We start from the raw sequence: 26075 nt of genomic DNA on the forward strand, positions 1-26075 counted from the left end.
GGTCCCGCCCGCCTCAGTGGCTCCACCCGGCGGCGCTCTGTGCGTCGAAGGTCGCGTCGATCCGATCGAATCTGCGGCGGATCGACGTTCGTGACGCCTCGTGCGTCAGCACATACAGCCGGTCGGCAAGGACCGCCTCGGCGGTGAGCCGGGCAACCTCGTCGACGTCGAGAACGTCGTTGCCGGCGATGAGTTGGTCCTCGACCGCCTCTCCGCGGGCTCGCGCCGAGGTGGCAAGAAGGTTGGTGCCAACCATCATCGGGCACAACACCGAAACCCCGATGCCGTCGTTGCCGACCTCGCGGGCGAGCACCTCAGCCAGTGCGACCACACCGTATTTGGCCACGCAGTACGCGCCGAGGCCGACGTTGGGGACCAGCCCGGCGAAAGACGCGGTGAACAGCAGATGCCCGCCCTGGCCCTGCTCGATGAGGCGGGGCAGAAACGCCTCGACGCCGTGAATCGGCCCCCACAGGTCGACGTCAAGGACGAAATGCCAGTCGTCGTGGGTCATCTGGGCGACCGGGCCGTCGACAGCCACGCCGGCGTTGTTGAACACCACGTGCACGGCACCGAGCAGCCCGAAGGCCTCGTCGGCGAGGTGGGTGACCTGTTCGAGCTCGCGGACATCGCACGGCACGCCGTGTGCGTCGTGCCCCTCGGACCGCAATTGTGCGACGGCTCGGTCGAGCGCCGCCGCATCGTGGTCGGCAAGCACAACCCGGGCGCCCCGCGCGGCGAACTGACGCGCCGTCGCCAGGCCGATGCCGCTGGCGCCGCCGGTGACCACGGCGCCCCGTCCTTCAAAGGTGTCCATCGCGCCGACTCTAGGGCGGCCAGGTCATGTGGAGGTCAGAAACCGCGGTGCGACAAGGGGCCCAGGCCGAGCCGTTCGAGCGCGCCCTCCACACCGACGGCGAACCGCCGCTCGGCGTCTTCCCGATCGACCTGATCGAGCTGCCGGAAACCCAGCCCTGGCTCGACCAGCTCCAGCTCCAACACGCGAGGATCGTCCGGGCCGCCGATCACGTCGACACGGGCGTAAACCAACTCCTCGGGCTGAAGGTAGAACGACCGGATCACCGCGTCGATCGCCAGGCGCCCGACCCGCCACACCTCGTCGTCAGGATCGGCCGGCGACAACGACTCGTGCGCGTAGGTCCCGGTCTCCTCGAACTCGGGTGACTGTCCGGGCGGAGGCAGCATCGGTCCCTTGATGAACGCGTGGGACTCCTTGCCGCCAAGGAACACCAGTGCGGTCTCTCCTTCGGCGATCCGGTGGTCGTACGGTTGCACCAACACGGCGCGACCCGTGGCGTGCAGTGCCGCCGCGTGGGCCAGAGCCTCGGAGGTGTCGACGAATCGTTGCGCCCCGCGCGAGCCCGCACCGACCGCGGGCTTCACCACCACTTCACCGTCGGGCACGATGACCTGTTCACCGACCGCGAAGTATCCGGTCGGTACCACCGGAATCCCCATGCTGTGCAGATCGTCGAGGTAGCGCTTGTCGGTATTCCACGCCACGACTCCCGGCGGGTTGATCAGGTGACGCACCGAGCGCGTCCATGACAGGAACTCCTCGAGGCGCTCGGCGTAGTCCCAGGTGGCCCGCAGGATCACCACGTCGGCGTCGAGGGTGGCCGGGTCGTCCCACGGCAGCCAGCGGGCATGCAGGCCGCGGTTGCGCAGCGCCGTCACCAGGCCGGCGTCGTCGCCGTCCCCGTCTGGCAGTGCCGCGCAGCCGGCCAACACGATGCGGGGATGGAACGCATCCGGACGGGCGAGCTTCACCCCCGCGATGATAGGTGTGGATGATGGATGGCGTGTATGCCATCGAAGTTGCCGAGACCGGCGGACCCGAAGTCCTGAGCTACGTCGAACGGCCCGAGCCCGCCCCGGGGCCCGGCGAGGTCCTAATCAAGGCCGAGGCCATCGGCGTCAACTTCATCGACACCTACTTCCGATCCGGGTTGTATCCGCGTGACCTGCCCTTCGTCGTCGGGTCCGAAGTCTGCGGCACGGTCGCCGCCGTCGGCGACGACGTGGCCGCGCTGGCTGTCGGTGACCGCGTGGTCACCGCCAATGCGATCGGCGCCTACGCCGACTTCTGTATTGCCCCAGCTGATTTCGTCGCGTATGTGCCTGAAGGGGTGGCTCCCGACGCAATCGCCTCGGCTCTGCTGAAGGGCATGACCGCGCACTACCTGATCAAGTCCACCTATCCGGTGCAGCCGAACGACACCGTGCTGGTGCATGCCGGGGCAGGCGGCGTCGGCCTGATCCTCACCCAGTGGGCCACCAGCATCGGCACCCGGGTGATCACTACCGCCTCGACTCCGGAGAAGGCCGAACTGTCCCGGCAGGCCGGCGCGATCGAGGTCCTCGAATACCCCGAGGACCCGACCGAGTTCGGAGACAAGATCCGTGATCTCACCGGCGGGGCGGGGGTCGCCGCCGTATATGACGGGGTCGGTGCGTCGACGTTCGACGCCAGCCTGGACAGCCTCGCGGTGCGGGGCACGCTGGCGCTGTTCGGCGCGGCCAGCGGGCCGGTGCCACCGGTGGACCCGCAACGGCTCAACGCGGCGGGCTCGGTGTTCCTGACCCGGCCGACGCTGGCCCACCACACTCGCACGCCCGACGAATTCTCCTGGCGTGCAGGTGAATTGATCAATGCGATCGCAGACGGGTCGATCACCATCACCGTCGGCGGGCGCTACCCGCTGGCCGAGGCCGCCCGGGCCCACACCGACCTGCAGGGCCGCAAGACCGTCGGCTCGGTCGTGCTGGTCCCCTAGACCGGCTGCGCGGCGGGGAACGTCCAGGATCCGTCGAGGATCTCGGGCCTCGGCCGGTACAACCGCACGAGGTAATTCCAGCCCTCGGTGACGGGCAGCAGGTTGGCCACCGCGCCGCCTTCGTCACTGCCGCCGAACTGCACCGTGGTGGCGCCGTCGTCGTCCTTGACGGCGGTGACGTTGTTCACCGAATAGGCGTTCTGCGCATTCGACGTGAGGTAGCCGTCCTTGTTGTAGACCGTGATGGACCAGAACCCGTCGACCGGGACGTCTTTCACGGTCAGCCGGTGCACTGTGGCGCCGTCGTTCGCCGGTGGCACCACGGTGAGATACAGCGCATCGCGTTCCGGGTTGCCGCCCCAGGCGAACGCCGAGCCGATCAGGTGACGCACCGGCTCCACCTCATACCTTGGACCGAACATCGATCGGGTGTCGGCAAGAGTGGTCGACAGGCTGATGAGTGCGTCCCGAACTGTCTTCTGACTGACCGGATCCCACGGCGGAACCTCGAACAATCCCGGCGCATCGTCCTGTGAGACCACGATCGCGTCCTGCAGCGCATGCACCGCGGCAAGGTCCGCTGCGTCGGCGGGATCGGCCAGGATGCGTACTGCCGCTGCCGCATAGCGGCTATCGACGGAATCGCGACTGAACGTCAGCTCGGCAGGCGCGTAGACGACGTTGGTGGTGTAGTGGTCCTCGCTGATGATCTGCAGGGACATGAACCGGCCGGCGCACTCGGGCAGCGTGATGGTGACCGGCCCGGCATCGAGATCGAAGACCGCCGCGGAGTACAGGGTGTCGCGGTTCTGCCGGATGACGATCTGATGCTCGATCGAGCTCATCTCACGGTTGTGGAAGAACTGCCCGAAACCGCCGTCGTTGACGATACTGGCGAAGTACAGGTCGGATTCGGCACGTGCGAAGTTGTCGGGACTCACCGATTCGGTCATGCCACAACGCTGCCACACCCCGCAGGTGCGGACCGCGGGTTCGTCGACCTAGTGACCGAAGAGCGTCGGCAGCGCCAGCGCCGAGTCGATGGCCAATGCACAGAACACGACAGCCAGGTAGTTGTTCGACTGCAGGAACAACCGCAGCGGCTTCACCGGCTCACCGCGCTTCACCCCGGAGTACAGTTGGTGCGCCATCACCAGGAACCAGGCGCCCGCCAGTAGGGCAACAGCGCCGTACAGCCATCCGGTGGCCAGCGCCAGCGCCAGCGTGGTGAGGACCGTCAACCAGGTGTAGATCAGGATCTGGCGGGTGACCTGACGCTCGGTGGCCACGGCGGGCAACATCGGCACGCCGGCCGCCTTGTAGTCGTCCTTGTAACGCATCGCGAGTGCCCACGTGTGCGGCGGTGTCCAGAAGAAGATGATCAGGAACATCACCACCGCCGGCCACTGGATGGTGCCGGTCACCGCGGACCAACCGATCATCACCGGCATGCAACCGGCCGCTCCGCCCCACACCACGTTCTGGGAGGTGCGGCGTTTGAGCAGCAGGGTGTAGACGAAGACGTAGAACGCGATGGTGGCCACGGCCAGCACCCCGGACAGCAGGTTCGACGTCCAGGTCAGCCAGCAGAACGACGTCACCGACAGCACCAACCCGAAGATCAGTGCATGCCGCGTCGGCACGGAGGCCTGAGCCAACGGGCGGCGGGCGGTGCGCTTCATCACCTTGTCGATGTCGGCGTCGGCCACACAGTTGAGCGTGTTGGCGCCTGCCGCGGCAAGCATGCCGCCGATCAGGGTGTTGAGGATCAGCAGCGGGTCAACCGTGCCCCGTTCGGCCAGCAACATGGCCGGAATGGTGGTGACCAGCAACAACTCGATCACACGCGGCTTGGTCAACGCCAAATACGACAGGAAGGTGGACCGTACTCGGCTCGGCGCCCCATTGATGAGCCGGCGCTCGCGAATGCTCACGCAAATAACTCCTCGGGTGGCGTCACGCGGCTTCTACTACACACGATGGTAGACCGCCGCCCGAACGCCTCGGCACCGCAGGGTCTGTTCGGGGCAACAACCGGGTAAACGAGCGGGTATCGGTGCGCCAACCAGTCTGCATCGGATGACTCCGCCCCACTAGGGTGTTTGTCGTAGCAGCATGGCAACTGCGCGCACGTGCCGGCAGATAGAAGACGAGGAAGTGAGCTTAGTGACCACCGCCGAAGAGATCACCGCTCTCACCCAGCCCAACCACCCAGATGACTGGACCGAAGTCGACAGCGTTGCCGTCGACACCGTCCGGGTGCTCGCGGCTGACGCGGTGCAGAAGGTCGGCAACGGCCACCCGGGAACCGCGATGAGCCTGGCACCGCTGGCCTACACGCTGTTCCAGCGGCAGCTCCGGCACGATCCCAGCGACACCGAGTGGATCGGTCGGGACCGCTTCGTACTGTCCTGTGGGCACTCCAGCCTCACCCTGTACCTCCAGCTCTACCTCGGCGGTTTCGGCCTCGAACTGGCCGACATCGAGGCGCTGCGCACCTGGGGCTCGCTGACCCCCGGCCATCCCGAGTACCACCACACCAAGGGTGTGGAGATCACCACCGGCCCGCTGGGCCAGGGCCTGGCCTCGGCCGTCGGTATGGCGATGGCCGCCCGTTACGAGCGCGGCCTGTTCGATCCGGACACCGCCCCGGGCGAGAGCCCCTTCGACCACTACATCTATGTGGTGGCCTCTGACGGCGACATGGAAGAGGGCGTCACCAGCGAAGCGTCGTCGCTCGCGGGCACCCAGCAGCTCGGCAACCTCATCGTGTTCTGGGACGACAACAAGATCTCCATCGAGCACAACACCGACATCGCGCTGAGCGAGGATGTCCCCGCGCGGTACCGCGCCTACGGCTGGCACGTCCAGGAAGTCGAGGGCGGCGAGAATGTAGTCGGTATCGAGCAGGCCATCGCCGAGGCCAAGAAGGTGACCGACAAGCCGTCGTTCATCGCGTTGCGCACCATCATCGGCTACCCCGCCCCCACCAAGATGAACACCGGTGGCGTGCACGGCTCGGCGCTGGGCGCCGACGAGGTGGCCGCCACCAAGAAGGTCCTCGGGTTCGACCCGGACAAGAGCTTCGAGGTGCGCGACGACGTCATCGCCCACACCCGTGAACTGGTGACCCGCGGCAAGCAGGTCCACGACGAATGGCAGGTGTCGTTCGACGCCTGGGCCAAGCGGGAGCCCGAGCGCAAGGCCCTGCTCGACCGGCTGCAGGCCAAGGAGCTTCCCGAGGGCTGGGACGCCGACCTGCCGCACTGGGACCTGGACTCCAAGCCCGTGGCCACCCGCGCCGCCTCCGGTGCCGTGCTGGCCGCCGTCGGACAGACGCTGCCCGAGTTGTGGGGTGGTTCGGCCGATCTCGCCGGCAGCAACAACACCACGATCAAGGGTGCCAATTCGTTCGGGCCGCCGTCGATCTCGACCGAGGACTGGAACGCGACCTGGTACGGGCGCACCCTGCACTTCGGTATCCGCGAGCACGCGATGGGCGCGATCCTGTCCGGCATCGTGCTGCACGGCCCGACCCGGCCCTACGGCGGAACGTTCCTCCAGTTCTCGGATTACATGCGGCCGGCCGTGCGTTTGGCCTCGTTGATGAACATCGATCCGATCTACGTCTGGACACACGATTCGATCGGCCTCGGCGAGGACGGCCCGACGCACCAGCCGATCGAACACCTGGCGGCGCTGCGGGCGATCCCGAATCTGTCGGTGGTGCGTCCGGGCGACCCGAACGAGACCGCCTACGCCTGGAAGACCGTGCTGGAGCGCACCGCCAGCACCGGCCCCGTGGGCCTGATCCTGACCCGCCAGGGTGTACCTGTGATCGAAGGCACCAGCGCCGAAGGCGTGGCCCGCGGCGGCTACGTGCTGGGCGGCACCCCGGAGGAGAATCCCGACGTGGTGATCATCGGCACGGGCTCCGAGCTGCAGCTCGCCGTCGCAGCACAGAAGCTGTTGGCGGACAAGGACATCAACGCGAGCGTGGTGTCGATGCCGTGTGTCGAGTGGTTCGAATCCCAGCCCAAGGAGTACCGCGATTCGGTGCTGCCGCCGGCGGTTTCGGCCCGGGTGGCGGTCGAGGCCGCAGTGGCGCAGAGTTGGTACAAGCTGGTCGGAGACACCGGCGAGATCGTCTCGATCGAGCACTACGGTGCCTCTGCCGACGACAAGACGCTGTTCCGTGAGTTCGGTTTCACCGCCGAGGCCGTGGCGGCCGCGGCGGAACGATCGCTGGACAACTGACCGCACCGCGGTCGCGACAACTAACTTCACGACTGGCAGGAGAAGGCGAACATGACTCAGAACCCGAATCTCGCGGCGCTGAGCGCCGCGGGTGTATCCGTCTGGCTCGACGATTTGTCGCGCGAGCGGTTGCAGACCGGCAATCTGCAGAATCTGATCGATACCCGCAGCGTCGTGGGCGTCACCACCAACCCGTCGATCTTCCAGGCCGCGCTGTCGAAGGGCACCGCGTATGACGCCCAGGTCGCCGAGCTCGCCAAGCAGGGAGCCGACGTGGACGACACCATCCGCACGGTGACCACCGACGACGTCCGCAACGCCTGCGATGTCCTGGCCAAGCAGTACGAGGCCTCCGACGGGGTCGACGGCCGGGTATCCATCGAGGTGGACCCGCGGCTGGCCCACGAAACCGACAAGACGATCCTGCAGGCCATCGACCTGTGGAAGACCGTCGACCGCCCGAACCTGCTGATCAAGATCCCGGCCACGCTGGCGGGGCTGCCCGCGATCACCGCGGTGATCGCCGAGGGCATCTCGGTCAACGTCACGCTGATCTTCTCGGTGGAGCGGCACCGGGCAGTGATGGACGCCTACCTGTCCGGGCTGGAGAAGGCCCGCGAGGCCGGCCACGATCTGTCCAAGATCCACTCCGTCGCTTCGTTCTTCGTGTCCCGCGTGGACACCGAGATCGACAACCGGCTGGAGAAGCTCGGCTCCGAGGATGCACTGGCCCTGCGCGGCAAGGCCGGTGTGGCGAACTCGCGGCTCGCCTACGCCGCCTACGAGGAAGTCTTCGGCGGGGAGCGCTTCGCGGCGCTCAAGGACAACGGCGCCCGGGTGCAGCGCGTGCTCTGGGCTTCCACCGGTGTCAAGAATCCGGACTACTCGGACACCCTCTACGTCACCGAACTGGTTGCGCCGCACACGGTGAACACGTTGCCGGAGAAGACGCTGGAAGCGTTCGCCGACCACGGCAAGATCACCGGGGACACCATCACCGGGACCGCTGCGGCGTCGCAGGAGATCTTCGACAAGCTCAGCGCCGTCGGCATCGACCTGGTCGATGTGTTCAAGGTGCTCGTGGACGAGGGTGTGGACAAGTTCGAAAAGTCGTGGCAGGAACTGCTCGACGCGACACAGGGCCAACTCGACGCCGCCAAGAAATGAGCCCGCTCAACGACAGGCCGGAGACCGCCTGGCGTAACCCGTTGCGGGACAAGCGCGACAAGCGCATGCCCCGCATCGCGGGCCCGTGTGCGGTGGTGATCTTCGGTGTGACCGGCGATCTGGCCCGCAAGAAGTTGATGCCGGCCATCTATGACCTGGCCAACCGCGGTCTGCTGCCACCCAGCTTCGCGCTGGTGGGCTTCGCCCGCCGCGACTGGGCGGACGAGGATTTCGGCAAGATCGTCTTCGACGCGGTCAAGCAGCACGCCCGCACTCCCTTCCGCCAGGAGGTCTGGGACCGCCTGGCGGAGGGATTCCGGTTCGTGCAGGGCACATTCGACGACGACGAGTCGTTCGAACGGCTCAAGGACACCCTGCACAAACTCGACGTCGAGCGCGGCACCAGCGGCAATCACGCGTTCTACCTGTCGATTCCGCCGAAGGCGTTCCCCCAGGTCTGCGAGCAGCTGAGCAAATCCGGGCTGGCCGACAAGCCGGAGGGCAGCTGGAGCCGGGTGGTCATCGAGAAGCCGTTCGGTCACGACCTCAAGAGCGCCGAGGAACTCAACGCTGTGGTCAACAGCGTGTTCCCGGAGTCGTCGGTGTTCCGCATCGACCACTACCTGGGCAAGGAAACCGTCCAGAACCTCCTGGCACTGCGCTTCGCCAACGAGATGTTCGAGCCGGTGCTGAACTCCCACTACGTCGACAGTGTCCAGATCACCATGGCCGAGGACATCGGGCTCGGCGGGCGGGGCGGCTACTACGACGGAGTCGGCGCCGCCCGCGACGTCATCCAGAACCATCTGCTGCAGCTGCTGGCACTGACGGCGATGGAAGAGCCGGTGAGCTTCTCCCCCGCCGAACTGCAGGCCGAGAAGATCAAAGTGCTCTCGGCCACCCGGCTTGCCGAGCCGCTGGACGAGACCACGTCGCGGGGGCAGTACGCCGCGGGCTGGCAGGGCGGCGAGAAGGTCGTCGGGCTGTTGGACGAGGAAGGCTTCTCCAAGACATCCACCACCGAGACGTTCGCAGCCATCACACTGGACGTGGACACCCGACGCTGGGCGGGCGTGCCGTTCTATCTGCGCACCGGAAAACGCTTGGGCCGCAGGGTCACCGAGATCGCGCTGCTCTTCAAGCGGGCACCGCACCTGCCCTTCGATGCCACGATGACCGATGAGCTCGGCCAGAATGCGCTGGTGATCCGGGTCCAACCGGACGAAGGCATCACGCTGCGGTTCGGGTCCAAGGTCCCGGGCCACATCATGGAGGTCCGCGATGTCAGCATGGACTTCTCCTACGGTTCGGCCTTCGCCGAGGAGTCGCCGGAAGCCTACGAGCGCCTGATCCTCGACGTGTTGCTGGGCGAGCCATCGCTGTTCCCGGTCAATGCCGAGGTCGAATTGTGTTGGAAAATCCTGGATCCCGCACTCGAGTACTGGGCTACCCACGGTAAGCCCGATTCCTACGAGTCCGGAACCTGGGGCCCTGAATCGTCGTTCGAGATGCTGCGCCGGTCAGGCCGGGAATGGAGGCGGCCGTGATTGTCGATCTGCCCGAGACCAATACCGGGGCGATCAACAAGAAGATCGTCGCTCTGCGCGAAGAGGGCGGTGCGATCACCCTCGGCCGGGTGCTGACGTTGGTCATCGCCCCCGATACCGAAGCGGTGCTTGAGGAGTCGATCGAGGCGGCCAACTGGGCCAGCCGTGAGCATCCCTGCCGGGTGATCGTGGTCATCCCCGGCGATCGCTTGACCACGGAGGCCCGACTGGACGCCCAGTTGCGGGTGGGCCGCGATGCCGGCGCCAACGAGGTGGTGGTGCTGCGGTTGTCCGGTCCGCTGGCCAACCACGCCAGCAGTGTCGTGACGCCGTTCCTGTTGCCGGACACGCCGGTGGTGACCTGGTGGCCCGACCTCGCCCCCGCCTTCCCGGCACAGGATCCGCTGGGCAAGTTGGCGATTCGCCGGATCACCGACGCCACGAATGGCTCTGATCCGCTGGCCTGTATCAAGAGCAGGCTCAACGGTTACACCGATGGTGACACCGATCTCGCTTGGAGCCGCGTCACCTACTGGCGCGCCTTGCTGGCCGCCGCGATCGATCAGCCGCCACACGAACCCATCACCTCGGCGCTCGTGTCCGGGCTCAAGGACGAGCCCGCGCTCGACATCCTGGCCGGCTGGCTGGCCAACCGCATCGACGGGCCGGTGACCCGGACGACGGGTGACTTGAAGGTCGAGCTGACCCGGCCCAGTGAAACCGTGACCCTGGCGCGGCCGCAGACCGGCGTCACGGCGGTACTGAGCCGCACCGGCAAGCCGGATGCATTGGTGCCCTTGGCCCGCCGCGAAGCCAAGGAGTGCCTGGCAGAGGATCTGCGCCGGCTCGACGCCGACGAAATCTACTACGACGCACTCACGGGAATCGACAAGGTCCAATACGTATGAGCACTGTTATCGAGCGTTACGCCGACACCGACGCGCTGGTGACCGCAGCCGGAGACCGGTTGGTAGGAGCCATCACGTCGGCGATCTCCGAGCGAGGTCATGCCAACATCGTGCTCACCGGCGGAGGCACGGGAATCGGCCTGCTCAAGCGGGTCGGAGAGCGCAGCGGCGAGATCGACTGGTCGAAGGTGCACGTCTACTGGGGCGACGAGCGTTTCGTGCCGCAGGACGACGACGAACGCAACGACAAGCAGGCCCGCGAGGCACTGCTGGACCATGTCGGGATCTCGGACGTCAACGTGCACGCGATGGCTGCCAGCGATGGCGAATTCGGTGACGATCTCACCGCGGCCGCCGCCGGGTACGCACAACTGCTGGCCGCCAACTTCGACGCTCCCGGCCCCGAGTTCGATGTGCATCTGCTCGGCATGGGCGGTGAGGGACATGTCAACTCACTGTTCCCGGACACTGCCGCGGTGCGTGAGAACGACCGCATGGTGGTGGGGGTGCCCGACTCCCCCAAGCCACCGCCACGACGTATCACGTTGACACTCCCCGCGATTCGTAACTCCCGCGAGGTGTGGCTGGTGGTGTCCGGAGAAGCCAAGGCCGACGCGGTCGCCGCCGCGCTCGGTGGTGCCGATCCGGTCGACATCCCCGCCGCGGGCGCCGTCGGTCGCGACCGGACGGTGTGGCTGCTCGACGAGGCTGCCGCAAGCAAGCTCTGAGCCAGTCGACTAGTCGTCGGAGTTGCTGCGCTTCCGCTCGGCGGTTCGGTCGGCCAGGGCCTCGGCATAGCCGGCCACGTAGTCGGCCACCTGACGGTTGGGCGTGGCCAGGTCGGTCACCACCGCCGACCGGACTCGGTGTTCGCAGAATTGCCGCACAACCATTCAGACGCGGTTGGCCCGCGTTTGGTTCCCCAGCGGCCATACTGTGTGCCATGGCAGACAAAGGGGACGGCCGCGCCCGCCCGAACTCCGGGCGGCAGCGCATCCGGACGCTGACGCAGGCCGCACTCAATGCCGATATGACCGTCGAGCAGGTAGACACCCTGCTCACCGATCTCAGCAGCACCCTGGTCGACCTGAACAGGTCCACCGGCGGCCTGGATTCCACGCTCGACCGCTTCAACGAAACCATCACCCGCATCGACGAACTCGCGCCTCGCCTCATCGGTATGGTCGAGCGCCTGGAGTCGATCGTGGACCGCGTCGAGGTCATCGTCGGTATCGGCGAGGCCGTGATGGCACCGTTGGCCGCAACGGAGAGTGCGGTGCGCGGAATGATCGACCGGGTCCGCAAGAGCACAGGCCTGTAGGGCGGGTCCGGTCGGCACCTCGGTTACAGTGGTGCCCATGGGTGCCGGATTCGATCGAGCAGACGCACGTGCCGTGCGTGCTGCCGCGGCGTTCGCACCCAGTTTGCTGGCTTCGATCTGGAATCGAGCACGTCTGGCGCCGCTGAAGAGGATCTCGGGTTAGCTTTCGCTGCCCATTTACTCCTGCTATCAGCTTCGAGGCGTCATGAAGCCGTCCCTATATGCCGTTGCGGCATCGCTCTACCTGACCGAATACACCCTCTACTCCAATTCGTCGTCGGCTGTGCTGTTGAACTCGGCGATTGCCGAGTATTTCGGCATCCCGTTCTCACGGGCCGCCTATATCGGCGTGGCGTTCCTCGCCGGATTCTGTCTGGCGTTGCTGCCTGCGGGCCTGCTGTCGCACCGGTACCGACCCACGACTCTGTTCTTCGCCAGTTCGGGGGTCCTGGCGGTCCTCGGTATCGCCGTCGGACTCAGCCCCGAGTTCTGGGTCCTCATCGCGTTGCGCTTCCTGCAGGGCATCGCCTCGGCGGTGCTCGCACCGCAGATCTTCCGGATCATCCGAGCTCAGTTCTATCCCGACCATCACTCGGCGGTCCTTGGTACCTGGGGCCTGGTGGTCTCGGCCTCAGCCCTGTGCTCACCGCTGATCACCGCCCTGCTCAACGATCTGTGGGGCTGGCGCTCGTTCCCCTACGAAACCGTGGTGACCACCGTCGCGGCGATGGCGCTGTTGGCCATTGCGCCCGCCACGCCAGACACCGATGACACCGCCACGACCGGACGGGTGGCGACCCCGCTGGTGGCGCTCGCGGTGGTTCAGCTCGCGGTCTTCCTGACGATCGGTCGGTCCACCACGGTGTACGCCGAGGTGGCATTGCTGATCGTGGCGATCCTGCTCGGGATCGCCGTGATCGTTCTGCGCAGCCGGTCCCAGACCCGGGTCCTGTCGGGAAGTCTGGTCGTGGTATTCATGGCCGGCATCGCGACCAACGTGTTCACCCTCTCCGTGGTGTATGTGCTGCAGCAGGTTCGCGGACTGGATTCCTATGCCTCGGCACTGTTCCTGTTGCCAATGGCGTTCTTCGCCGGGCTGATCCCGATGCTGAGATTCGGTAGGCCCGGAGACAATTCGAAGAGCACCCGGCTGGTGTGCACAGGCTCGGTCTTCCTGATCGTGGCGGGTCTGAGCCTGTTCGGACACGTGCCGCTGGGCAGCGCCGCGTTGATGGGTTGCGCGATGGGGTTCCTCTGGAGTTCGTTGGCAGCCAACGTGCTGACAAATTCGACTCAGGTGGCCTTCGATTCCAGCCTGTACCACTACCTTCGGGCGTTGGGCGCGGCGATCGGAGTGGCGACCGGGGCGACGATGATCGACGGGTTCGGCGCCGAACTGTTCAGCGGAGCGGCAGTGCTGGTGACGGCGATCGGGGTGGTGGCGGCGCTCGCGGCCCGTTCGGCATGGCAGGCAACGAGATTGGCGCCGGTGCGATGATGCGCGACCTCACGTTCGGCTGGCCGACCCATCAGCTCACCAGCGACCCGCGCCTGGCCTACAACAGCATCTCGAAAACTTACTGCCGGCTGATCTATGAGAGCCTCCTCGACACCGATCCGGGAACCGGCAGGCTCCTGCCGTGGCTGGCCACCTCGTGGCACTATTGCGACCCGCTGACCCTGGAGGTGACGATCGCCCCCGATCGGCATTTCTCCGACGGCACACCGCTGACCCCGGAGGCCGTCGTGCAGAGCTTTGCTGGTATCACTGCGCTCCAGGAGGTCTCACCGCGTCCTGCCGCGGTGACGATGCTCGCCGGGCTCCAATCAGTCGAGGCGGGAACCGACACCGTGACGTTTCACTTCGCGCGTCACAATGCGGCGTTCCTGCGGTCACTGGCCACTGTCAATCTGGCGATCCGCAACGCGCAGGGTCTGGGCACCGGCCGATGGCGCCCGGTCACGGGCGGGCTGACCGACGGCTCGCGCCGATTGATGTTCGAGCAGACCGATACCGGCGACCTGTACGCCGGCGCGATCGACGGCCATCACCTCGCCGAGATCCGCAACCCGGGGATCAGTTACGGATTGTGTCCCAACGCTTCCCGTGGACCGCTGACCGATCCTGCTGTGCGCCGAGCACTGTCGCTGCTGATCAACCGTTCCGCGCTGCGACCGATCCTCGATGGCCACGGATACTCCGTCGCCTCATCGGTGCTGACCCCGACGACCGACGGGTACCGGGACTGCTCCGCCGAGTTGGCCTACGACCCGGTGACGGCGCGCCGACTCCTCGCCACCGCGGATGCGCAGCGGCTTTCGCTCGACGTGGTGTTCAACAGCACGTTCTCCCCTGTCGACGCCGCCGTCCTCACCGCAGTTGCAGCACAGTGGAGAGAACACGGTATCGAGCTGGTCCTCGCCGACGTCGACTTCCCGGAACTGCGAAGCCGCCAGGAGGCCGGCGACTACGACTTCCGGTTCTTCTACTTCACCGGTGCCGACCCCGACCTGCTGCGCTATCAGTTCGCCGTGACCCAGCGAAACATGAACCGCCGCAACGCCCCAGATGACCTGGACGCCATGCTCGACGCCCAGCTCATCTGTGCGGATCCAGACGGCCGCCGCGGGCTCGTGGATGCGATCCAACGCCGCATCGTCGAAACCGGGCTGTGGCTGCCGCTCTGCAATGTCCGAACCGTCACCAGTTACCGGCCCGACGTCCTGCCCGATGTCCACCTCGACACCGAAGCCCTGGTTCGGATCCCATGAACCCGAGAGGAATCTCGATGGATATCGCCATCATCGGCGCAGGCCTCGGTGGCCTCGCCGCCGCCGTCGCCCTGCAGCGCCACGGTCACCGGCCCGTCGTCTTCGACAAGACCCGCGAACTCGGCGAGGTCGGCGGCCCACTGGGTATCTCGCCGCAGACCCTCCGATTGTTCGGTGAGTGGGGTATTGCCGATGCGTTCGACGAAATCTCCTCGGCCACCCAGTACTTCGAGAACCGCGATCAGCTCGGACAGTTGGAGAAGATCACCGACTACGCGGCAACGCCGGAGGCCGGCGCCGAACACGGCCGGTTCGGCTACGCCGACTCCGACCTTGCTCCCCGCACCGTGCACCGCGCGGATCTGCACGGCCTGCTGGTCTCGGCGGTGGGATCCGAGCAGGTGCGCCTTCGCCACGAACTGTCCGGTATCACCGAGCGTGACGACCACGTCGAGCTGACCTTCACCGATGGTGAGGTGGTCCGGGCCGCCTTGGTGATCGCCGCAGACGGGCTGCGTTCGCGAGCACGGAAGATGTTCAGCGACGATGACATTCACTACTGCGGCTCGGTGATCTTCCGAGCCGTCAGCCCCGCCGAATGCCTAGAGATTCCCAATGACCGGCTGCGGTCCTGGCATTCGGCGGACTACGCCAAGCACGTCATCGCCATGCCGGTGCGAGCCGGCAGGCAGGTGGCCGTCGATGCCACCCTCGGGGTGGACGAGCCTCCGCTGCACCTTTGGTCGGCCCAGGCGGACCTACAGGCACTCGCCGCCCAGTTCGACGAGTTCGACCCCGCGGTCGGTCGGATGCTGCGCGCCGCCACGAGTCCGGTGTACATGCATCCGGTGTACGACCGCGACCCGATCGACCGGTGGACCACTGCGCGCGTCGCGCTACTCGGGGATGCGGCACACCCTATGACGCCGTTCGGTGGCCAGGGCGCCAATCAGGCCATCCAGGACGCCGCCGAGTTGGCCACCCAGATCGCCACGGTGTCTGACGGCGACTACGCCGAAGCGCTGCAACGCTATCAACGCGTCCGAACGGAACAGACGGCAGAGATTCAGCGTGCGGCACGCGGTTATGCCGACCGCCGGGCGCGGGTGTCGTTGCGGCTGGCCGATGTCCTGGTGAGGTAGCCACCGTTGCGGCAGCAACAATCTAGCCACCGTTGCGGCAGCAACAATCTAGCCACCGTTGCGGCAGCAACAATTCAGCCGCTGTTGCGCAGCGCTGTCGCCAAACCGCTCATGGTGAGCAGGATTCCGCGCTGTACCCGTTCGTCGGTATCCCCGCCGCGGTACCGGCGCAGCAGCTCGACCTGAAGGTGATTGAGCGGTTCGAGGTAGGGGAACCGGTTGAACACCGAGCGGGCCAGCGCCGGGTTGTCAGCCAGCAGGTCGTCCTGACCGGTGATCAGCTTGTACATCTCGATGGTGCGGGTGTGCTCGGCGACAATCTTGTCGAACACCCGGGCCCGCAATTCCTCGTCGTCGACCAGCTCGGAATACCGTGCCGCCAAACCCATGTCCGACTTGGCCAGCACCTGGGCCATATTCGACAACACCGTGCGGAAGAAGGGCCAGCGCCGATACAGGTCCTGCAACACCGAGAGCCTGGTGTCGTCGTCGGCAATCCACTGCGCGAACGCGGTGCCCGTGCCGTACCAACCCGGCAGCATCACGCGGGACTGGCTCCAGGCGAGCACCCACGGGATGGCCCGCAGATCGGCGATGGAGGTGGTCGGTTTGCGTGAGCTGGGCCGGCTGCCGATGTTGAGTGCACCGATCTCGCTGACCGGTGTGGACGCCTTGAAGTACTCGACGAATCCAGGTGTCTCATGGACCAATTCGGCGTACGCCCGTTGTGCCAGGGCAGCGAGCTCGTCGAGCACCTGGTAGGCGGGGTCGGCGTCGTCGCCGAGCCCCTCGACGTCGAGCAAGGTGGATTCCAGCGTCGCGGCCAACAGCGTCTCCAGGTTGCGGTGCGCGATGCGTGGCTCCGCGTACTTGGCCGCGATCACCTCACCCTGCTCGGTGATCCGCAGCGATCCGTTCACCGCACCGGGCGGTTGCGCCAGGATCGCGTCATAACTCGGCCCGCCGCCTCGGCCGACGGTACCGCCCCGTCCGTGGAACAGACGCAACCGGATCCCGGTCGTGCGCGCCGCTTCGACGAGGTCCAGCTCGGCTCGGTATAACGCCCAGTTCGCCGCCAGATAACCGCCGTCCTTGTTCGAGTCCGAATAGCCCAACATCACTTCCTGATGTTGTCCCCGCGCAGCGACGATGCTGCGGTAGACCGGTAACGCGAGCGCAGTCTCCAGAACAGCCGAACCCTGTTGGAGATCCTCGATGGTTTCGAACAGCGGCACGATGCCGACGGGTGCGTATACCTCGCCGTGAGCCGCACCCGAAACGTCGAGCAGGCCGGCTTCTTTGAGCAGGATCGCCGCTTCGAGCAGGTCGGACACCGACTGGCACATGGAGATGATGTAGTTGGGTACCGCCTGTGCGCCGAAGACGGCGACAGCCCGCGCTGCGGCACCCACGGTGTCGAGTTCCTTGCGGGTCAGCTCCGAGAGCTCGGCACCCTCACCGATCAGTGGACGTCTGGTGGAGATCTCGGCCGCGAGCAATTCCACCCGCTGCGCTTCGGGCAGAGAAGCGTAGTCGGGATGGACTCCGGCCCAGGCCAGCAGCTCGCCGACCACCTGCTCGTGTACCTCGGAATTCTGGCGCATGTCCAGGCCGCTCAGATGAAAACCGAAGACCCGCACTGCTTCTCGCAACCGGCTCAGCCGATCGTCGGCCAGCACCGCGCTGCCGTGGCCGCGCAGCGAGGCGTCCACGATGTCGAGGTCGGCCAGGAACTCTTCCGGAGTGGCATACGCGGCAAGACCGAGGTCGAGCTCGTGTTCGGGCTGGTCGTCCAGGATCTCGCGACCGGTGGCGGTCAGACGGGCGTGGATCACCCGCAACGCCCTCCGGTAGGGCTCGTCGGCGCGTGCCGGCTCATGGCAGGCTTCGGCCAGCGCGGTCAGCTCGTCGGTGACCGTGACCAGCCGGGCTGACATCGACAGCTCTTCTTCCAGCGCGGTGATCTCGGTGAAGTAGTGCGCGAAGGCGACGTGAGCGGCGCGCCCGGTGGCGAGCCGCACCACGCCCGCATCGACATTGGGGTTACCGTCCCGGTCACCGCCGATCCAGCTTCCCGGCCGCAGGATCGGCTGCTCCAACAGGTTCTCCCCCGGCCAGCGCGCCTGCAACGCGTTCCGCACCTCGGCGTTCACCTGTGGGATCACCTCGAAGAATGCCGCGGGGTAGTACCGCAGCCCGGTCTCGATCTCGTCGGAGATCTTGAGTCGCGACAACCGTACGAGTGCGGTCTGCCACAGCGTCAGGATGTTGCGGCGCAACTCGATCTCGACGTCCCGGCCGTCGGCGGTGCGGGTGAGTCCGTTCATGCGCAGCCGCATCAACTCGGTGACCCGATGCTGGGTGTCGAAGACGGTGCGACGCCGGGTCTCGGTGGGATGCGCGGTGATCACGGGTGACACCAGGGCACCGCTCAACGCGTCGGCGACGGAGGACGCTGCCAGGTCGGCCCGATCGAGCTTGAGATAGGTGGCGGCCAAACTGCTGTCCTGCGGTGGCTCGCCGGCGGCCTCGTGCACGGCGCGTCGGCGCTCGCGGTGGATGTCCTCGGCGACGTTGGCCAGCAGCGCGAAGTGGGTGAAGGCACGGATGACCGGGATCGCTTGGTGCACATCGATATCGGTGAACAGGTCGGCCAGCTCGGCCCGGTCGATCTCCGAGCGGCGAACCCGGAAGGACTCGACCCGGGCCCGTTCGACCAGGTCGAAGACCTCGTCTCCGTTCTGTTCGCGCACGGTGTCGCCGAGGATCGCACCGAGTAACCGGATGTCCTCACGCATCGGCTCGGTGGCCTCGCGGCCCACCGGAGTGCGCTGAACCGCACCGATCGGATCCAGGGCGGTGTCGGGACCGTCAGCCATGTCCTCAGTATCGTTGCCACGCCGGCGTGCCGCACCCCGGGTCAGAAGAGGAAGCGCTGGCCGGAATTTCGATATGTAGAAAGTGCCTGCCGGGAAGAACCGGGAGAACGGTCCGGCCCCATCCCGCGGACGGCACGACGTTTCCGTTCAGGGTGAACTGCGGGTCACGCCGCCCGAACGGCCGCGGCACCACGCCAGTAGCGAGCGGGCACCGCAATACCCCCGACTGGCGGGAGTATCCGGACAACCAGGGTTAGCCGTACTTGATCAGCAGCGCGACGCCGACGATCGACACCAGCCAGATGCCGGTCACGAAGAGCGTCAACCGGTCGAGGTTCTTCTCGACCACGGTGGAGCCGGACAGGCTGGACTGGACACCGCCACCGAACAGGGTGGACAGACCGCCACCTTTGGCGCGATGCAGCAGCACCAGGAGCACGACCAGCACGCTGGTCACGACCAGAGTGATCTGCAGAGCCAATTCCATGGCTGTAAGACTACCGGGTGCAGTGTCCGGCCCAGGTCCCCGGGGTTACGGCAGTGGTCCGCCCGCGGCGATCGCCGACAGCGTGGCGAACTGCTCGCCGTCCAGCGACGCGCCACCGACCAGGGCACCGTCGACATCGCCCTGGGCGACGATCTCGCCGACGTTCTTGGCGTTCACCGACCCTCCGTACAGGACCCTGACGCCGGCCGCGAGCTGCGGCGATGCCAGGTTCCCCAGTTCGCCGCGGATCGCCTTGCAGACCTCCTGGGCATCGGCCGCGCTGGCCACCCGACCGGTGCCGATCGCCCACACCGGCTCGTAGGCGATGACGGCCTGGCCGATCTGCTCCTTGCTCAGACCGGCCAGGGAGCCGCGCAACGAGTTCACGTTGTACTCGACGTGGTTACCTGCCTCACGCACCTCAAGCTGCTCACCAATGCAGATGATCGGCGTGATGCCGTGTTTGAACGCCGCGGCCGCCTTGGCAGCCACCAGCTCGTCGGTTTCGCCGTGGTAGGTACGCCGCTCGGAGTGCCCCACCACCACGAAACTGCAGCCGAGCTTCGCCAGGAACGCTCCGCTGATCTCACCCGTGTAGGCGCCCGAATCATGCTTGGACACGTCCTGGGCGCCGTAGGTGAGCCGCAGTTTGTCGCCGTCGACCAGGGTCTGCACGCTGCGCAGATCGGTGAACGGTGGAATAACCGTCACATCCACCTTGTCGAAGTACTTGTCCGGCAAGGCGAATGCGATCTTCTGCACCAGCGCGATGGCCTCGAAGTGGTTGAGGTTCATCTTCCAGTTGCCGGCGATGAGTGGCTTACGGGCCATGTTCTACGACTCCAGTACTTCGATGCCGGGCAGGGTCTTGCCCTCAAGGTATTCCAGCGACGCGCCGCCACCGGTCGAGATATGGGAGAAACCGTCGTCGGGCAGGCCGAGCTGACGCACCGCCGCCGCAGAGTCACCACCACCGACGACGCTGAATGCGCCCTTCTCGGTGGCGCCGATGATCGCTTCGGCCACTCCCCGGGTTCCTTCGGCGAAGGACGGGAACTCGAACACGCCCATGGGGCCGTTCCAGAACACGGTCTTGGCGTTGGACAGCAGTGCGGTGAAGCGCTTGACCGACTCCGGACCGATGTCGAGGCCCATCTTGCCGTCAGGGATGCGGTCGGAGGCCACCGTCTGCGACTCGGCGTCGGCGGCGAACTTGTCGGCCACGACAATGTCCACCGGGAGATGGATCACGTCGGCGTAGGTGTCGAGCAGCCGCTTGCAGGTATCGATCATCTCCTCCTGCAGCAGCGAGGTACCCACCGAAACCCCCTGGGAGGCAAGGAAGGTGAAGCACATGCCGCCGCCGATGATGATGCTGTCGGCCTTGGTCGCGAGATTCTCGATGACCGCGAGTTTGTCGGAGACCTTGGAGCCACCGAGCACGACCGCGTAGGGACGCTCGGTCGAGCTGGTCAGCTGCTCCAGCACCTTGACCTCGGCGTCCACGAGCGTGCCGGCGTAGTGCGGCAGCAAGGTGGCGATGTCGTAGACCGAGGCCTGCTTGCGGTGCACCACGCCGAAGCCGTCGGAGACGAAGGCACCCGGCGAGCCGTCGGCACCCTCGACCAGGGCGGCCAGCGCCTTGGCCAGCGCCAACCGCTCGGCGTCGTCCTTGCTGGTCTCCCGCGGGTCGAAGCGGATGTTCTCCAGCAGCAAGACGTCACCGTCGGTCAGGCCCTCGGCCCGGGCCAGGGCGTCGGTGCCGACCACGTCACCGGCCAGCTGCACGTGGCGCCCGAGCTTCTCCCCCAGCGCCGCGGCGACCGGGGCCAGCGACAACTTCGAGTCCGGGGCGCCCTTGGGGCGGCCCAGGTGCGCGGTGACGACGACCTTGGCACCGGCCTCGGCCAGCGCTTTGAGCGTCGGCACCGAGGCGATGATGCGGCCGGGATCGGTGATATTGCCCTCGTCGTCGAGCGGGACGTTTAGGTCGGAGCGCACCAGGACGCCCCGCCCCTCCACACCTTCGGCCAACAGGTCAGCGAGTGTCTTGACAGTCATTGGTATTAGAGCGACTTCCCTACGAGTTCAACAAGATCGGCGAGGCGGTTGGAATATCCCCACTCGTTGTCATACCAGGAGACGACCTTGGCCTGATTGTCGATGACCTTGGTCAGACCCGAGTCGAAGATCGAACTGTGCGGATCGGTGACGATGTCGCTCGACACGATAGGCGCGTCGTAGTACTTCATGATCCCCTTCATCGGTCCCTCGGCTGCGGCCTTCATCGCGGCGTTGATCTCGTCGGCGGAAGCCGACTTGGCAAGCTCGGCGGTCAGGTCGGTGACCGATCCCGTGGGAATCGGCACGCGCAGAGCGTAGCCGTCGAGCTTGCCCTTGAGCTCAGGCAGCACCAGACCGATGGCCTTGGCGGCACCGGTGGAGGTCGGGACGATGTTCAGCGCGGCAGCGCGAGCACGGCGCAGATCCTTGTGCGGACCGTCCTGCAGGTTCTGATCCTGGGTGTAGGCGTGGATGGTGGTCATCAGGCCCTTGACGATGCCGAACTCGTCGTTGAGGACCTTGGCCAACGGGCCGAGACAGTTGGTGGTGCAGGAGGCGTTGGAGATGATGTTCTGGCTGCCGTCGTACTTGTCGTCGTTCACACCCAGCACGATGGTGATGTCCTCACCGGAGGCGGGCGCGGAGATGATGACCTTCTTGGCGCCCGCGTCCAGGTGACCCTGGGCCTTTTCGCGCTTGGTGAAGATGCCGGTCGACTCGACGACCACATCGACTCCGAGGTCGCCCCACGGCAGGGCTGCCGGACCTTCCTTTACTTCGAGGGCCTTGATCTTCTTGTCGCCGATGACGATGGTGTCTTCACCCTCGAGGCTGACGTCCTGCGGCAGACGGCCCAGGATTGAATCGAACTTCAGCAGGTGAGCCAGGGTGGCGTTGTCGGTGAGGTCGTTGACCGCCACGATCTCGATATCAGTGTTCTTGCCCTCGGCCTGCTGCGTTGCCAGGGCCCGGTAGAAGTTGCGCCCGATGCGGCCGAAGCCGTTAACGCCTACCCGGATAGTCACGTGATTCTCCCTACAGTTGCCGTTAACTGAACTGCCCGCCGCCAGCCTAGTGGCGTAAACGCCGTGCCGCGCGGTCCGGCCAGTGCATCAGATTTCGCGGTCGCGTAGGGCTAGTTGGTCGACTTCGTGCGGATCCTGACCCACCAGATCGGCGATCAGCCCGTCGTCTGACAAGTCCATCGGTTCGGAGTGTTTCCAGTCGTGATGGGCCACCTCGTTGAGGCGCTTGATGATGTGGTGGTCGGTCACTTCGATGGCCAATTCGCGGCGGTGGTCGAAGCTGCCCGGAGAGAAGTTGATCGAGCCGACTATCGCCCGCTCGTGATCGGCGAGGATCATTTTCGCGTGCAGCTTCATGTGCTTGAGGCGGTGGATCTTGATGCCGACGTCGTCGAGGATGCGCATCCCGCTGACGCCTTCGAGCAGCTTGCCCGACTTGAGGTGGTGGGCCGCGCGGGCCATGACATGAACCTTCACCCCGCGGTGCGCCGCGCGCACCAACCGCTCGATGATCACCGGGTCCTGATAACGCTCGTTCTGGACGAACAACGTGTGCTTGGCGGTGTCGATGAACTCGGCGATGCGATGCCTGCCGTTGGTGGGGCACCAGATCAGGTGTGCTCCACCGCCCGGATCGAAGTCCTCACGCGCCCAGTCGGCCTCGAAGCAGTCGATGATCTCGGCGACCTCGTAGGCGCTGGGAGTGACGACGGCGTAGTCCCGCGTCACGGTGAAGTTCTCCTCTGTCCAGTTCAGCGACTCGACGAACGCTCGCTCGTCGTCGACGACCATGGACTTCTCGTGCGTGAGGTCGAAGGCCGGGTTGCTCTCGCGGACCGCGATACCGAACCGCTGCAACGTCTCCCGGGCAACGTCGTTGTCGGTCTCGCCGTCACGCCGCTCGGGGTTGAGCATGACCTTGACGTCGACACCACGCCGGTGGGCCGCCACCACCGCTTCCAACAGCGGCCGGTGGCTGAAGGCGAACATCTTGATGCGCACCGACCGGGTGGACTCCCCGATCGCATCGATCACGGGCTTCGCCGAGTCGTCGGGCAGGATGATCAGCGAACGCGTCACGTTGTCTCGTCCTCGTATTGGATGCGGTGCAGTTCGGCATATCTGCCGCCGGCGGTGAGTAGTTCGGTGTGCGTGCCCTGCTCGACGACACGGCCCTCCTCGAGCACCACGATCGTGTCCGCGTCACGAATTGTGCTGAGCCGATGGGCAATCGTGATCACCGTGCGGTCTTTCATCAACCGCTGCAACGCGGACATCACGAGACGCTCGGACTCGGCGTCCAGCGCTGCGGTCGGTTCGTCGAGGATGAGGATCGGGCTGTCCCGGATGAGCGCACGGGCGATGCCGATGCGCTGACGCTGGCCGCCGGAGAGGGTGAGGCCACGCTCCCCCACCGGACTGTCGTAGCCCTGCGGCATCTCGGAGATGAACTCGTGGGCGTTGGCCAGTTTGGCCATTTCGACGATCTCGTCGTGGTCGGCGTCGGGCCGGCCGAAGGCGATGTTGTCGCGGATGGTGCCCCGAAACAGGACCGTGTCCTGCAATACGTAGGCGATCTGGCGGCGGAGTTCGTGAAGTTTGTAATCGCGCAGGTCGACCCCGTCGACGCGGACGGTGCCCATGCTGGGGTCGTAGAACCGCGGAATCAGGCTGACCAGGCTGGATTTTCCGCTTCCGGTGTGTCCGACGACGCCGACGAGTTGACCCGGTTTCACCTCAAAGGTGACGTCGCGCAGCACGGGTGTCTCGCTGTCGTAGCTGAACGCCACCCGCTCGAAGCTGATCGCGCCCTTGATGCGCTCGGTGTCGATGGCGTCGGGTTTTTCCTCGACCGACGTCTCCGCGGTGAGCAGGGCGTTGACACGGTCGACCCCGACCGAGGCCATGGCGATGGTGTTGGTGAGCTTGGCCAGATCCTGCACCGGCTTGAAGAACGAGGCCAGATAGGAGATGAAGACGGTCAACGTGCCCGCCGTCATCGCGCCCGCGAGGATGAGCGCCGACCCGCGCCACAGCACCACCGCGGTACAGGCGGCCACCACGACGCCGACGATGGGTGACACCACCGATTTCACGCGCCGCGCATTGAGTGCCGCATCGACGGCCTGCTGGCCGGCTGCCGCCAGCTCACGCTCCTGCATGTCCTCGCGATCGAACGCCTTGACCACCCGGATGGACTGCAGGCCCTCCTCCGCGACCGCGACGATGTCGGATTCCCGTCTGCGCACCTCATGGGTCGCCGCCTTCACGGCCTTCCGGATCCGGGACACGAACAACAGGAGCAAGGGCGCCACGGCGAGCGCGATGAGCGTGAAATCCCACTGCAGCCACAGCATCATGGCCAGCATCCCGACGATGGTCAGCAGGTCGGTCGCGATGCCCAGGGTCGAGGACGACGCGAAGCTCTGGATGGTGTCGACGTCATCGGTGAGCGTGCTCAAGATGGGGCCGACGCGGTGGGTGTCGAAGTAGTTGAGCGACAACTGCTGCAAGTGATGGTAGGCGCGGGTGCGCAGGTCGTTGCCGATGCGCTGGCCGACGGTTTCGGTCAGGTAGTTGGAGATGTACGACGCGATCGCTGCCACCACGGCGATGACCAGGACCATGATCGCCGCGAGACCGGCGATGTGCATCTTGGTTTCGCCGCCCAGCAGCGGTTGCAGCATGCCATGCAGCCATCCGGGCAGCGGGTGGTGACCGACCACGCTGTCGAGTACGACCTTCAGCGGCCACGGCGCGGCCAGGCCGGTGGCGATCTGCACCAGCAGCACGGCAAAGATCCCGGCGATCAGCAACCGGTAGGGGCGGATCAGCTCAAGAATCAGTCGCATTGCGGCCGCTGCCTCAATCGGGGGTCGTGAACTGGATTGACGTCCAGTTGGTCGCCACACACTACAACGCCGCAATGACATCAGCGTGGCTCACTTATCACCCCGCTGACCTTTTGCTGAAGGCGCACGCCCAGCGAAGTGGCCGGACTACACATCGACCGGTACGGCGACCTCGTTTCGCCGCAGCGGCGGTAGCGTCCATGGCGGGTCGTAGAACCAGGCCGTCGCCTCGTCCCCGCTGTCGAAGCCGGTGGCCCGCAGCGCCTCCCGAAGTTGCTCCGTGCGCCGAGAGATGGCATCCGCTCGACGATCACCACTGAATCGCAGCACCGCGACGGTCTGAGCGGGCAACTCCACGATCCGGACCCGGTTGTCATCAGGCTCGGGAAGTGTCTGCACCGTCCACGCAGCAGGTAGATAGAACCGGACGTCCCACCCCTGCTCGGCATCGCCGTCTTGCGCCACCGGCGCGGTCATCGCGATCTTCTGCCCACCTCGGGCGGTCTCGCGTTCGGACGCCGAGGCGGCGACCGCTCCGTGGCGGTGGTTCCCGCCGAATATATAGCCGGCCAACCTGCGGAATCCGGTGTGGAGCGCAGCCTCCCTACTGTCAGCGAAGACGGTGGTCTCGGCGGCCAGGCGCGGCAGGTAGTGACGCAGCTCGACCCCATCGATCAGCGGTTCAGCCCGGTAGGACGGTTCCTCGGTGCCCCTCCGGCATCCGATGACCGACCCGGCCAGCGCAACGGTGTCGCCGATCAAGCCGATGAAGCGGTCCAGCATGGCTTGCTCCTTCTTCCCGTGACGCAGCCTGCTGCGGCGTCATCAGGTATTCGGAGCCGCCGCCATCGCGGAT

The 26075-nt window shown here is 66.1% G+C and carries 22 protein-coding genes; 10 read left to right on the plus strand and 12 right to left on the minus strand.

The window, feature by feature from the left end:
• Nucleotides 1–13: 13 nt before the first annotated feature.
• On the minus strand, nt 14–817 hold the full coding sequence (locus AC4ELS_RS23340) for an SDR family NAD(P)-dependent oxidoreductase (protein WP_064886515.1): 804 nt from the start codon (nt 815–817) through the stop codon (nt 14–16).
• A gap of 35 nt (nt 818–852) precedes the next feature.
• Nucleotides 853–1791, minus strand: coding sequence for an ATP-grasp domain-containing protein (locus tag AC4ELS_RS23345; protein WP_448447795.1), 939 nt, complete (start codon nt 1789–1791; stop codon nt 853–855).
• A gap of 32 nt (nt 1792–1823) precedes the next feature.
• On the opposite strand from AC4ELS_RS23345, the gene AC4ELS_RS23350 reads away from it, so the two are divergent.
• Nucleotides 1824–2798 carry a quinone oxidoreductase family protein gene (locus tag AC4ELS_RS23350; protein ID WP_064886540.1) on the plus strand — a complete coding sequence of 325 codons (975 nt, stop codon included), beginning with the start codon at nt 1824–1826 and terminating at the stop codon, nt 2796–2798.
• Here the strand turns inward: AC4ELS_RS23350 and AC4ELS_RS23355 are convergent.
• The gene (locus AC4ELS_RS23355; protein ID WP_448447811.1) at nt 2795–3739 is read right to left on the minus strand and encodes a DUF1214 domain-containing protein; all 945 of its coding nucleotides are present in this window, start codon (nt 3737–3739) and stop codon (nt 2795–2797) included. The genes AC4ELS_RS23350 and AC4ELS_RS23355 overlap by 4 nt on opposite strands.
• Before the next feature lie 60 nt (nt 3740–3799).
• Complete coding sequence (locus AC4ELS_RS23360; RefSeq protein WP_055113706.1) at nt 3800–4732, minus strand: heme o synthase; 933 nt, start codon at nt 4730–4732, stop codon at nt 3800–3802.
• A gap of 232 nt (nt 4733–4964) precedes the next feature.
• On the opposite strand from AC4ELS_RS23360, the gene tkt reads away from it, so the two are divergent.
• The 9 genes from tkt (at nt 4965) to AC4ELS_RS23405 (ending at nt 15912) form a co-directional block, all read left to right on the plus strand.
• Nucleotides 4965–7055, plus strand: coding sequence for a transketolase (tkt, locus tag AC4ELS_RS23365; protein WP_448447813.1), 2091 nt, complete (start codon nt 4965–4967; stop codon nt 7053–7055).
• A gap of 51 nt (nt 7056–7106) precedes the next feature.
• The gene (tal, locus tag AC4ELS_RS23370) at nt 7107–8222 is read left to right on the plus strand and encodes a transaldolase (protein ID WP_499049501.1); all 1116 of its coding nucleotides are present in this window, start codon (nt 7107–7109) and stop codon (nt 8220–8222) included.
• A complete protein-coding gene (gene zwf / locus AC4ELS_RS23375) occupies nt 8219–9769 on the plus strand; it encodes a glucose-6-phosphate dehydrogenase (protein ID WP_055113699.1) in 1551 nt (516 codons plus the stop codon). The genes tal and zwf overlap by 4 nt, the downstream gene beginning before the upstream one ends.
• Nucleotides 9766–10677, plus strand: a complete 912-nt coding sequence (gene opcA, locus AC4ELS_RS23380; RefSeq protein ID WP_064886541.1) for a glucose-6-phosphate dehydrogenase assembly protein OpcA — start codon at nt 9766–9768, stop codon at nt 10675–10677. Before zwf ends, opcA begins: the two co-directional genes overlap by 4 nt.
• On the plus strand, nt 10674–11405 hold the full coding sequence (pgl, locus tag AC4ELS_RS23385) for a 6-phosphogluconolactonase (protein ID WP_064886521.1): 732 nt from the start codon (nt 10674–10676) through the stop codon (nt 11403–11405). Before opcA ends, pgl begins: the two co-directional genes overlap by 4 nt.
• A gap of 215 nt (nt 11406–11620) precedes the next feature.
• Complete coding sequence (locus AC4ELS_RS23390) at nt 11621–11998, plus strand: hypothetical protein (protein WP_064886522.1); 378 nt, start codon at nt 11621–11623, stop codon at nt 11996–11998.
• Nucleotides 11999–12203: 205 nt separating this feature from the next.
• Nucleotides 12204–13496: an MFS transporter gene (locus AC4ELS_RS23395; RefSeq protein WP_448446689.1), complete on the plus strand. Its 1293-nt coding sequence runs from the start codon at nt 12204–12206 to the stop codon at nt 13494–13496.
• Nucleotides 13463–14770, plus strand: coding sequence for an ABC transporter substrate-binding protein (locus AC4ELS_RS23400; RefSeq protein ID WP_448457041.1), 1308 nt, complete (start codon nt 13463–13465; stop codon nt 14768–14770). Before AC4ELS_RS23395 ends, AC4ELS_RS23400 begins: the two co-directional genes overlap by 34 nt.
• Nucleotides 14771–14787: 17 nt before the next feature.
• The gene (locus tag AC4ELS_RS23405) at nt 14788–15912 is read left to right on the plus strand and encodes an FAD-dependent oxidoreductase (RefSeq protein WP_448446685.1); all 1125 of its coding nucleotides are present in this window, start codon (nt 14788–14790) and stop codon (nt 15910–15912) included.
• A 74-nt stretch (nt 15913–15986) separates the two neighbouring features.
• On the opposite strand, the gene ppc is transcribed toward AC4ELS_RS23405, so the two are convergent.
• The 8 genes from ppc to AC4ELS_RS23445 all read right to left on the minus strand — a co-directional run bounded on the left by ppc (nt 15987) and on the right by AC4ELS_RS23445 (nt 26002).
• On the minus strand, nt 15987–18791 hold the full coding sequence (gene ppc, locus AC4ELS_RS23410; RefSeq protein WP_499049505.1) for a phosphoenolpyruvate carboxylase: 2805 nt from the start codon (nt 18789–18791) through the stop codon (nt 15987–15989).
• A gap of 253 nt (nt 18792–19044) precedes the next feature.
• Nucleotides 19045–19278, minus strand: a complete 234-nt coding sequence (gene secG / locus AC4ELS_RS23415; RefSeq protein WP_003880837.1) for a preprotein translocase subunit SecG — start codon at nt 19276–19278, stop codon at nt 19045–19047.
• Between the two features lie 45 nt (nt 19279–19323).
• Nucleotides 19324–20109, minus strand: a complete 786-nt coding sequence (gene tpiA, locus AC4ELS_RS23420; RefSeq protein WP_064886527.1) for a triose-phosphate isomerase — start codon at nt 20107–20109, stop codon at nt 19324–19326.
• A gap of 3 nt (nt 20110–20112) precedes the next feature.
• Complete coding sequence (locus AC4ELS_RS23425) at nt 20113–21339, minus strand: phosphoglycerate kinase (RefSeq protein WP_448446680.1); 1227 nt, start codon at nt 21337–21339, stop codon at nt 20113–20115.
• A gap of 5 nt (nt 21340–21344) precedes the next feature.
• Nucleotides 21345–22367 (minus strand): type I glyceraldehyde-3-phosphate dehydrogenase, encoded by a 1023-nt coding sequence (gene gap / locus AC4ELS_RS23430; RefSeq protein ID WP_055113682.1) that lies wholly within the window; start codon nt 22365–22367, stop codon nt 21345–21347.
• An 87-nt stretch (nt 22368–22454) separates the two neighbouring features.
• Nucleotides 22455–23447 (minus strand): phospholipase D-like domain-containing protein, encoded by a 993-nt coding sequence (locus AC4ELS_RS23435; protein WP_055113680.1) that lies wholly within the window; start codon nt 23445–23447, stop codon nt 22455–22457.
• Nucleotides 23444–25219 carry an ABC transporter ATP-binding protein gene (locus tag AC4ELS_RS23440; protein WP_064886531.1) on the minus strand — a complete coding sequence of 592 codons (1776 nt, stop codon included), beginning with the start codon at nt 25217–25219 and terminating at the stop codon, nt 23444–23446. Before AC4ELS_RS23440 ends, AC4ELS_RS23435 begins: the two co-directional genes overlap by 4 nt.
• 147 nt (nt 25220–25366) lie before the next feature.
• Nucleotides 25367–26002 carry an SOUL family heme-binding protein gene (locus tag AC4ELS_RS23445; RefSeq protein WP_448446677.1) on the minus strand — a complete coding sequence of 212 codons (636 nt, stop codon included), beginning with the start codon at nt 26000–26002 and terminating at the stop codon, nt 25367–25369.
• Nucleotides 26003–26075: the final 73 nt, after the last annotated feature.

This window comes from Mycobacterium shunyiense, assembly GCF_058270035.1.

Excerpts from the sequence above, each read along its gene's own strand:
- tal (WP_499049501.1), top strand. The coding sequence starts at position 7,107 with ATGACTCAGAACCCGAATCTCGCGGCGCTGAGCGCCGCGGGTGTATCC.
- secG (WP_003880837.1), bottom strand. The coding sequence starts at position 19,278 with ATGGAATTGGCTCTGCAGATCACTCTGGTCGTGACCAGCGTGCTGGTC.
- tpiA (WP_064886527.1), bottom strand. The coding sequence starts at position 20,109 with ATGGCCCGTAAGCCACTCATCGCCGGCAACTGGAAGATGAACCTCAAC.
- AC4ELS_RS23395 (WP_448446689.1), top strand. The coding sequence starts at position 12,204 with ATGAAGCCGTCCCTATATGCCGTTGCGGCATCGCTCTACCTGACCGAA.
- zwf (WP_055113699.1), top strand. The coding sequence starts at position 8,219 with ATGAGCCCGCTCAACGACAGGCCGGAGACCGCCTGGCGTAACCCGTTG.
- AC4ELS_RS23445 (WP_448446677.1), bottom strand. The coding sequence starts at position 26,002 with ATGCTGGACCGCTTCATCGGCTTGATCGGCGACACCGTTGCGCTGGCC.
- pgl (WP_064886521.1), top strand. The coding sequence starts at position 10,674 with ATGAGCACTGTTATCGAGCGTTACGCCGACACCGACGCGCTGGTGACC.
- AC4ELS_RS23405 (WP_448446685.1), top strand. The coding sequence starts at position 14,788 with ATGGATATCGCCATCATCGGCGCAGGCCTCGGTGGCCTCGCCGCCGCC.
- AC4ELS_RS23400 (WP_448457041.1), top strand. The coding sequence starts at position 13,463 with ATGGCAGGCAACGAGATTGGCGCCGGTGCGATGATGCGCGACCTCACG.
- AC4ELS_RS23440 (WP_064886531.1), bottom strand. The coding sequence starts at position 25,219 with ATGCGACTGATTCTTGAGCTGATCCGCCCCTACCGGTTGCTGATCGCC.
- AC4ELS_RS23390 (WP_064886522.1), top strand. The coding sequence starts at position 11,621 with ATGGCAGACAAAGGGGACGGCCGCGCCCGCCCGAACTCCGGGCGGCAG.
- AC4ELS_RS23425 (WP_448446680.1), bottom strand. The coding sequence starts at position 21,339 with ATGACTGTCAAGACACTCGCTGACCTGTTGGCCGAAGGTGTGGAGGGG.
- AC4ELS_RS23340 (WP_064886515.1), bottom strand. The coding sequence starts at position 817 with ATGGACACCTTTGAAGGACGGGGCGCCGTGGTCACCGGCGGCGCCAGC.
- ppc (WP_499049505.1), bottom strand. The coding sequence starts at position 18,791 with ATGGCTGACGGTCCCGACACCGCCCTGGATCCGATCGGTGCGGTTCAG.